Genomic DNA, 420 nt, shown 5'->3' with positions numbered 1-420 from the left:
TACCAGTAATAAGCTAGCCAGTGGTTTATAAAGCATTGATGCGCCGTAAAACAGCGGGCTATTTCTGGCTTTAATATAGATAGGCAAAATAGGGCTGTTAGCCTTTTTAGCAATGCGTAAAAAGCCGCTGTTCCATTTGCAGTCTTTTATACCCGTAGGACGAAGTCGAGAAACTTCACCGGCAGGGAAAATAAGTAACGCTCCTTCATTTTTTAAGTGCCGGTGGATATTACTCAACTCTTGTTTTTTACTTTGCCCTGATAGGTTATCAACGGGCAGCAATAATGAATGCATGGCGTCAACGGTCATTAACATACGGTTAGCCACTACTTTTAAATCGGCTCTTACCGTTGATAACACATTAATTAATGCAAGCGCATCTAAGGAGCCGATAGGGTGGTTTGCAATAATGACAATTTT

At 41.0% G+C, this 420-nt stretch carries 1 protein-coding gene; it reads right to left on the bottom strand.

Annotated features, from left to right (window positions below):
* Window positions 1–420: 1-acyl-sn-glycerol-3-phosphate acyltransferase (locus CWB76_RS07710; protein ID WP_171039604.1), on the bottom strand; the 420-nt coding region annotated here is incomplete at both ends.

It is taken from the genome of Pseudoalteromonas sp. S1609, assembly GCF_005887255.1.
Lineage (GTDB): Bacteria > Pseudomonadota > Gammaproteobacteria > Enterobacterales > Alteromonadaceae > Pseudoalteromonas.
The sequence above is the reverse complement of the archived record's forward strand: the minus strand, read 5'-3'. Positions and strand labels throughout refer to the sequence as shown.